Source organism: Streptomyces sp. NPDC054813 (assembly GCF_053611365.1).
The window spans coordinates 204466-212685 of record NZ_JBSHAF010000002.1; the positions used below are offsets into that span (position 1 = coordinate 204466).

7 protein-coding genes are annotated in these 8220 nt (G+C 70.4%); 4 read left to right on the forward strand and 3 right to left on the reverse strand.

The window, feature by feature from the left end; translation table 11 throughout:
- Nucleotides 1-123: 123 nt before the first annotated feature.
- Nucleotides 124-795, reverse strand: a complete 672-nt coding sequence (locus ACWGJB_RS04295) for a response regulator (protein WP_020939010.1) — start codon at nucleotides 793-795, stop codon at nucleotides 124-126.
- 15 nt (nucleotides 796-810) lie between these two features.
- Nucleotides 811-1752, reverse strand: a complete 942-nt coding sequence (locus tag ACWGJB_RS04300) for a RecB family exonuclease (RefSeq protein WP_453378747.1) — start codon at nucleotides 1750-1752, stop codon at nucleotides 811-813.
- Between the two features lie 140 nt (nucleotides 1753-1892).
- Between ACWGJB_RS04300 and ACWGJB_RS04305 the strand changes: the two genes are divergently transcribed.
- The 3 genes from ACWGJB_RS04305 to ACWGJB_RS04315 all read left to right on the forward strand — a co-directional run bounded on the left by ACWGJB_RS04305 (nucleotide 1893) and on the right by ACWGJB_RS04315 (nucleotide 5440).
- On the forward strand, nucleotides 1893-3413 hold the full coding sequence (locus tag ACWGJB_RS04305; RefSeq protein WP_453378748.1) for a site-2 protease family protein: 1521 nt from the start codon (nucleotides 1893-1895) through the stop codon (nucleotides 3411-3413).
- Between the two features lie 50 nt (nucleotides 3414-3463).
- Complete coding sequence (locus ACWGJB_RS04310) at nucleotides 3464-4366, forward strand: tRNA (adenine-N1)-methyltransferase (RefSeq protein WP_360489583.1); 903 nt, start codon at nucleotides 3464-3466, stop codon at nucleotides 4364-4366.
- Nucleotides 4367-4858: 492 nt separating this feature from the next.
- Nucleotides 4859-5440 (forward strand): hypothetical protein, encoded by a 582-nt coding sequence (locus tag ACWGJB_RS04315; protein WP_453378749.1) that lies wholly within the window; start codon nucleotides 4859-4861, stop codon nucleotides 5438-5440.
- A gap of 46 nt (nucleotides 5441-5486) precedes the next feature.
- Here the strand turns inward: ACWGJB_RS04315 and ACWGJB_RS04320 are convergent, their stop codons facing one another.
- Nucleotides 5487-5792, reverse strand: a complete 306-nt coding sequence (locus tag ACWGJB_RS04320) for a ferredoxin (RefSeq protein ID WP_453378750.1) — start codon at nucleotides 5790-5792, stop codon at nucleotides 5487-5489.
- A 536-nt stretch (nucleotides 5793-6328) separates the two neighbouring features.
- On the opposite strand from ACWGJB_RS04320, the gene arc reads away from it, so the two are divergent.
- Nucleotides 6329-8095 (forward strand): proteasome ATPase, encoded by a 1767-nt coding sequence (gene arc / locus ACWGJB_RS04325; RefSeq protein WP_360489580.1) that lies wholly within the window; start codon nucleotides 6329-6331, stop codon nucleotides 8093-8095.
- Nucleotides 8096-8220: the final 125 nt, after the last annotated feature.

An 8220-nucleotide genomic window follows, 5' to 3' on the forward strand; every position in this document is an offset into this window, starting at 1 on the left:
GCCACACTCGCCCCCCCACCGGCTGGCCGCCAGACTCGCCCCCCCCGCCCCCCCCCCCCCCGGCCGCCCCCCCCCCCCCCGCCCCGGCCGTCGCGCCTGCTGCCGGGCTTCGCGTGGTGCGTCCTACTGGGCGCCCGGACGCACCAGGCCGCTCTCGTACGCGTACACCGCCGCCTGCACCCGGTCCCGCAACCCCAACTTGGTCAGCACATGCCCCACATGCGTCTTCACCGTGGTCTCGCTGACGAACAGGTCGGCTGCGATCTCCGCGTTCGACAGCCCCCGCGCGACCAGCTTCAGCACCTCCACCTCACGGTCCGTGAGGGTGTGCAGGGTGTCGGGCACCGGCTCCTCACCGGACGGCAGATGCGTGGCGTACTTGTCCAGCAGCCGGCGCGTGATGCTCGGCGCCAGCATCGCCTCGCCGCCCGCCACCACCCGGATCGCCTGCACCAGCTCATTGGCCGGCGCGTCCTTCAGCAGGAAGCCGCTGGCGCCCGCGCGCAGCGCCTCCACCACGTACTCGTCCAGATCGAACGTGGTCAGCACCAGCACCTTCGCCGGGCCGTCCCGGCCGGGCCCGGTGATCTGCCGGGTGGCCTCCACGCCGTCCATCCGCGGCATCCGGATGTCCATCAGCACCACATCCGGCTGGAGGGCGCGCACCTGGTCGAGAGCCTGAAGGCCGTCTCCGGCCTCGCCCACGACCGCGATGTCCTGCTCGGCCTCCAGGATCATCCGGAACCCGGTTCGCAGCAGCGGCTGGTCGTCGACCAGTAGGACGCGGATGGCCACAGTGAGTCTCCTTCGCTAGTCCGCGCCCATTCTGCCCTGCGCGGCGTCCCCGGACTCGGCCGACCTCACCGGCAGCGGATACGGCGGGGGAGTACCGCCGAACTCCGGGCAGTGCGCCTGGTGGTCGCACCAGCCGCACAGCTTCGTCGGACGCGGCCGCCAGTCCCCGGACTCCGTCGCCTGCCGGATCGCCTCCCACAGCGCGAGCAACTTGCGCTCCACCCGCTCCAGATCGGCGAGCACCGGGTCGTACGTCAGCACGTCCCCGCTGCCGAGATAGACCAGCTGCAGCCGCCTCGGCACCACGTTCTTCAGCCGCCACACCACCAGGGCGTAGAACTTCATCTGGAACAGCGCGCCCTCGGCGTACTCGGGTCTCGGCGCCTTGCCGGTCTTGTAGTCGACGATCCGCACCTCGCCCGTCGGCGCCACATCGACCCGGTCGATGATCCCGCGCAGCCGCAGGCCGGACTCCAGCTCGGTCTCGACGAACAGCTCCCGCTCCACCGGCTCCAGCCGCGCCGGATCCTCCAGCGTGAACCAGCGCTCGACGAGCTGCTCCGCCTCGCCCAGCCAGCGGGCCAGCCGCTCACCCTCGGGATCGTCCGCGAACAGCTCACCGACCTCCGGCCTGCTCTCCCGCAGCCGGTCCCACTGCCCCGGAACCAGCGACCTGGCCCGCGGCGCCGTCCGCTCCGCGGCGGGCGCGTCGAAGAGCCGCTCCAGCACCGCGTGCACCAGCGTCCCCCGGGTCGCCGCCTCGCTCGGCTTCTCCGGCAGCCGGTCGATCACCCGGAACCGGTACAGCAACGGACACTGCATGAAGTCACTGGCCCGCGACGGCGACAGCGACGCCGGCGGACCGGCCGGCGCCGCCCGCACCGCCGTGACCGGTTCTTCCCCCTGCGCGACGGCCGTGCCCTCAGCCCGCGAGGCGTCCTCGATGCTGCTCTCCATGACCACAGACCATACGGCCCGCCACTGACAGTCACCCAACCCGCGCGACGCCCCGGCCAACACAAGGGGTGCCGGGGCGAAACGCGTCACGACGGCCGCATACCATCGACCGGAGACGACGTTTCTAACGAGGGGACACCGTGGACGTGAGCGGCGGGAGCGGGCAGCCCCGGTCGGACGACGCCGAACCGACCGAGCAGCCCGCAGGTCCTACGGCCCCGACCAACGACGGAGGCCCGGACCCCACCGACGCCCCGACGGATCCCCCACAGGCCGAGACACCCGCCGACACCGGGAAACCGGAGCCGGAGCCGTCCGCGGAACCGCCCACGCCGGAGAACGAGAACGCCAAGACACCTCCCGGGCCCCCGGCCTCCGCCCCTGACGGGACCGGCGCTCCCGGAGCTCCGGACCCCGACCGGACCGGCGCCACCGGCCCCGACGGGACCGGCGAGCGCGGCCACGCGCACTCCGGCATGGCCAAGGGGCGGCCGCCGAAGCGGCCCAAGGAACCCGGCGGCGGGCTGCTCATGGGGCGGCCCTTCGGCGTACCCGTCTACGTCGCCCCCAGCTGGTTCGTCGTCGCCGCACTGATCACCTGGGTCTTCGGCGGCCAGCTCGACCGCGTGCTGCCCGAACTCGGCGCCGCCCGCTACCTCGTCTCCCTCTTCTTCGCCATCGCCTTCTACGCCTCCGTCCTGGTCCACGAACTCGCCCACACGGTCGCCGCGATCCGCTTCAAACTCCCCGTCCGCCGCATCCAGCTGCAGTTCTTCGGTGGTGTCTCCGAGATCGAGAAGGAGGCCGAGACCCCCGGACGGGAGTTCGTGCTGGCCTTCGTCGGCCCACTGCTCTCCCTCGTCCTCTCCGGCGTCTTCTACCTCGCCATGCAGCCCGTCGAGCCCGGCACGGTCCCCGGCGTCCTGCTCGCCGGCCTGATGGTCTCCAACCTCATCGTGGCCATCTTCAACCTGCTGCCCGGCCTGCCCCTCGACGGCGGCCGGATGCTCCGCGCGGTGGTCTGGAAGATCACCGGCAGACCCATGAGCGGCACCATCGCCGCCGCCTGGGTCGGCCGCGCCCTCGCCGTCTCCGTCCTGATCGGCCTCCCGCTGCTCAACTACTCGGGCGCCTTCGGCGGCGGCACCGAGGACGCCAACGGCATGGACGCCCTCACCGACGGCCTGCTCGCCGCCGTCCTCGCCGCGATCATCTGGACCGGCGCAGGCAACAGCCTGCGCGTGGCACGGCTGCGCGAACACCTCCCGGAGCTGCGCGCCCGCACCCTCACCCGCCGCGCCGTCCCCGTCGAGACCGAGACCCCCCTCTCCGAGGCCCTGCGCCGCGCCAACGCCGCCGGGGCCCGCGCCCTGGTCGTCGTGGACGCCGACGGCACCCCGCTCTCCCTGGTCCGCGAGGCGGCCATCGTCGGCGTACCCGAGCACCGCCGCCCCTGGGTCGCCGTCAGCGGCCTCGCCCAGGACCTCACCGACGGCATGCGCGTCTCCGCGGAACTGGCGGGCGAGGAACTCCTCGACGTGCTGCGTGCCACCCCCGCCACCGAATACCTGGTGGTCGAGGAGACCGGCGAGATCTACGGTGTCCTCTCGGCAGCGGACGTGGAGCGGGCCTTCGTCAGGGCCATGGCGCGGCCGTCCTAGGACAGGCCCTCGTGGTCGGACCCCTCCACAAACCCCGGTAGGCTGTTCACATGTCCGAACCGACCGGTGCCGCCCGCAGGCGCGGGCCCTTCAAGGTCGGGGACCAGGTACAGCTGACCGACCCCAAGGGCCGCCACTACACGTTCACGCTCGAAGCAGGGAAGAACTTCCACACCCACAAGGGCTCCTTCCCGCACGACGAACTGATCGGTGCTCCCGAGGGCAGCGTTGTCCGCACCACCGGCAACGTGGCCTACCTCGCGCTGCGCCCCCTGCTCCCCGACTACGTCCTGTCCATGCCCCGCGGGGCAGCCGTCGTCTACCCCAAGGACGCGGGGCAGATCCTCTCCTTCGCCGACATCTTCCCCGGCGCCCGCGTCGTCGAAGCCGGCGTCGGCTCCGGCTCGCTCAGCAGCTTCCTGCTGCGCGCCATCGGCGACCAGGGCATGCTGCACAGCTACGAGCGCCGCGAGGACTTCGCCGAGATCGCCCAGCAGAACGTGGAGCGCTACTTCGGCGGCCCGCACCCCGCGTGGCAGCTCACCGTCGGCGACCTCCAGGACAACCTCTCGGACACCGACGTCGACCGCGTCATCCTCGACATGCTCGCCCCCTGGGAGTGCCTGGAGGCCGTCTCCAAGGCGCTCGTTCCCGGCGGCATCCTGTGCTGCTACGTCGCCACCACCACCCAGCTCGCGCGGACCGTGGAGTCCATCCGCGAGATCGGCTGCTTCAACGAGCCGACTTCCTGGGAGACGATGATCCGCAACTGGCACGTGGAAGGCCTCGCCGTCCGCCCCGACCACCGGATGATCGGCCACACCGGCTTCCTGCTCACCGCCCGCCGCCTCGCCGACGGCGTCGAGCCGCCCATGCGCCGCCGCCGCCCCGCCAAGGGCGCCTACGGCGAGGACTACGAGGGTCCCAACGCCGACGGCGGCGCCGGCCGCTGAGCCGTCCCGTCATCCCTTCGCCGCGTCAACGTACGAGCGTCGCTGCCGAGTTCCCCCGACCCGACCGGAACTCGGCAGCGACGCTCACGCGTTGACACGGCAGGAGGCCTACCCGGCAGTCGACGCGGCGCAGGACCAGCGAGCCCCTCGCCCGCAGAGACCAGCCCTGCCGGCCCGGGAAGTCGGCCGCGCTGTCGTGGAAGCCCATCCCGCTGTCGCGGTGGCTTCGCGCCGTCACGGAGGAAGCCCATCCTCGGCCATCGCGGTGACTTGGCGCCGTCATGGAGGAAGCCCACCCCTGCCGTCACGGAAGCCCCCGTCTGTGGCGGAAGCCGCCCGTCGGCGGGCGGCTCCGCCGTCAGGGAAGCCTCCTCGGCCACGGCGGAAGCCGTCCGGCGCCGGAAGCCCACCCCGCCGTTCCCCACCCGCTGTGACGTGTGGCACTATGCAGGCCATTCCCCACCGGCACAGGCCTCACAGGAGACACTCCTAGTGCAGCAATCCGTGGTCCCGGAGCTCGCTCACACCGACACCCGCCCCATGCACTGGCTCGCCACGGCCACTGCCGTGACGGGTGTCATCGCGCTGTCATCCCTCTTCCAGCCGGGCGCGGCCAAAGCCGCCCAGCCCACGGCCGGCACCGAGACGAAGCCCACCCCCGCGGCCACCGCGCCGCCCAGTACCACCGGCGTGGACTTCCCCCTCGACTGCGGCCCTGTGAAGGAGGCGGTCGTCAAGAAGGCCACCGGCGACCTCGACGGCGACGGCAGACCGGAAACCGTGGCGGTGGTCCACTGCGACTCGGCCATGGGCACCCCGCCCGACGGCGTGTACGTCCTCACCCAGGCCGCCGACGCCACCCGACCCCGTGTCGTCGCCACGCTCGTCGACCCCAAGGACCGGCTCACGGTCACCGACTTCACCCTCGCCGCCAAAACGGTCACCGCGACCCTGCTCGGCTATTCCTCGGACAATGTGCCCAGTTGCTGCCCGGACGTGAAGACCGCCGCCACCTGGCAGTGGAACGGCCACACGTTCGTCCGCTCCACCCCCGCGGCCACCCACAGCGTCTGACCGCCGCACCCGCACGACCCACAGGCCACGCGGGGTGGCCGGAAAGTCACTCCGCGTCCGGCCCGTACACCTCGACCCGGTCCGTGACCCGGCGCACATGAATGCACTCACCCGGACACTCCCGCGCCGAATCCACCACATCCGTCAGCAGCGGCAACGGCACCGGCACCGTCGCTCCCTGCGCCTGCAGTAGTTCGTCGTCCACGCCCTTCACATAGGCCAGGCCGTCGATGTCCAGCTCGAACACCTCCGGGGCGTACTGGGCACAGATCCCGTCACCTGTACAAAGATCCTGGTCGATCCAGACCTCAAGCGCCTCCGCGCCGGCCAGGGCCTCCTGCTGCACGGTCATCTCTCCTGCCGTCGAAAGCGCCGGCAGCCGGACCCGGCGGTCACCCGGTCCCGCCCCGGCGGGTGTTGAACTCCCTCGACCCTACCCCCGCCCGAACCGCCCCCGGCCGTGCCCGCCGCCCGCGCACCCACCCACCCCCCGGCGCCCCCTCCAGCCGCGCACACGGCGCACCGGGCCGCGCGGGGCGACGGCGCTCGGCCACCGGATCGATCGACTTGAGCCAACCCACGACACCCGTCCGCGATCACCCGGGAGACCCGGCCGGTTGCTCTGTGTAAGGGAGGTCTGACCGGGGCACAACCCCTGAACCGGCATCGGAGCGGACAACTCCGGTCAGTCACGAAGGGTTTTGACCGCTCCCGGCCCGGAACACGCCGCTTCTAAATCGCGTTGAGTGGGTATCCACCGGGCACGAGGGAGAAGCGATGGGTGACCGACGACACACCTTGACAGTCTTTGTGATCTAGGGGTTTCAATCGACACCCACCCAGGTAGGGTCTGGAAGCGTCCAGCTCCCCTTGGAGGAGGTGAGGACCGTGGCAGCCCACGACGACGACATGAACCGCGGCATCCGCCCGGGACGAGGGTCCGACGACCCCGCCGGGCAGATTGCCTACCTTGAGCAGGAGATCGCCGTCCTGCGACGCAAGCTCGCCGACTCTCCGCGACACACGAGGATTCTCGAAGAGCGGATCGTCGAGCTGCAGACGAACCTGGCCGGCGTGTCCGCCCAGAACGAACGACTCGCGAACACACTCCGCGAGGCCCGCGACCAGATCGTGGCACTCAAGGAGGAAGTCGACCGACTCGCACAGCCGCCGGCCGGCTTCGGTGTCTTCCTGCAGGCCAACGAGGACGGCACCGCTGACATCTTCACCGGCGGTCGCAAACTGCGGGTGAACGTCAGCCCAAGCGTTGACCTGGACGACCTCAGGCGCGGCCAGGAAGTCATGCTCAACGAAGCGCTCAACGTGGTCGAGGCCATGAAGTACGAGCGTGTCGGCGACATCGTCACCCTCAAGGAGATCCTCGAGGACGGCGAACGCGCCCTGGTACTGGGGCACACCGACGAGGAGCGGGTGGTGCGGCTCGCCGAGCCGCTGCTGGACGTGAACATCCGGCCCGGCGACGCCCTGCTGCTCGAACCCCGCTCCGGCTACGTCTACGAGATCGTTCCCAAGAGCGAGGTCGAGGAACTCGTCCTCGAAGAGGTCCCCGACATCGGCTACGAGCAGATCGGTGGTCTCGGCGGCCAGATCGAGGCCATCCGCGACGCCGTCGAGCTCCCCTACCTCTACCCGGACCTGTTCAAGGAGCACGAACTGCGCCCGCCCAAGGGCGTCCTGCTCTACGGGCCGCCCGGATGCGGCAAGACGCTCATCGCCAAGGCCGTCGCCAACTCGCTGGCCAAGAAGGTCGCCGAGGTCACTGGCCAGGCCGCCGGCAAGAGCTTCTTCCTCAACATCAAGGGCCCCGAGCTCCTGAACAAGTACGTCGGCGAGACCGAGCGGCAGATCCGCCTCGTCTTCCAGCGTGCACGGGAGAAGGCCAGCGAGGGCACCCCCGTCATCGTCTTCTTCGACGAGATGGAGTCCCTCTTCCGCACCCGCGGCTCCGGTGTCAGCTCGGACGTGGAGAACACCATCGTCCCCCAGCTGCTCGCCGAGATCGACGGTGTCGAAGGCCTGCAGAACGTGGTCGTCATCGGCGCCTCCAACCGCGAGGACATGATCGACCCGGCCATCCTCCGCCCCGGCCGCCTCGATGTGAAGATCAAGATCGAGCGCCCGGACGCCGAGGCAGCCAAGGACATCTTCGGCAAGTACCTCACCGAGCGCCTCCCGCTGCACTCCGACGACGTCGGCGAGCACGGCGGCAGCAAGGCCACCACCGTCGCCAGCATGATCCAGACGGCAGTGGAACACATGTACGCCGAATCCGAGGAAAACCGCTTCCTGGAAGTCACCTACGCCAACGGCGACAAGGAAGTCCTCTACTTCAAGGACTTCAACTCCGGCGCAATGATCGAGAACATCGTCGGACGCGCCAAGAAGATGGCGATCAAGGACTTCCTCGAGCACAAGCAGAAGGGTCTGCGCGTCTCCCACCTCCTCCAGGCCTGCGTGGACGAGTTCAAGGAGAACGAGGACCTGCCCAACACCACCAACCCCGACGACTGGGCCCGAATCTCCGGAAAGAAGGGCGAACGGATCGTATACATCCGTACCCTCATCACCGGAAAGCAGGGCGCCGACACCGGGCGCTCCATCGACACGGTGGCGAACACCGGGCAGTACCTGTAAAACACAGGGCGGGGGGGGGGGGCCCCCCCCGGGGCCCCCCCCCGGCAGGGTTTTCGGGCCCAAACCGAACCCAGGCGCGGCAAGCCAAAACCCACAAATAATACCCCCCCCCGCCCAGGCGCTGA

Coding starts and splice junctions, on each gene's coding strand:
- ACWGJB_RS04300 (WP_453378747.1), bottom strand. CDS start 1,752: ATGGAGAGCAGCATCGAGGACGCCTCGCGGGCTGAGGGCACGGCCGTC.
- ACWGJB_RS04310 (WP_360489583.1), top strand. CDS start 3,464: ATGTCCGAACCGACCGGTGCCGCCCGCAGGCGCGGGCCCTTCAAGGTC.
- ACWGJB_RS04320 (WP_453378750.1), bottom strand. CDS start 5,792: ATGACCGTGCAGCAGGAGGCCCTGGCCGGCGCGGAGGCGCTTGAGGTC.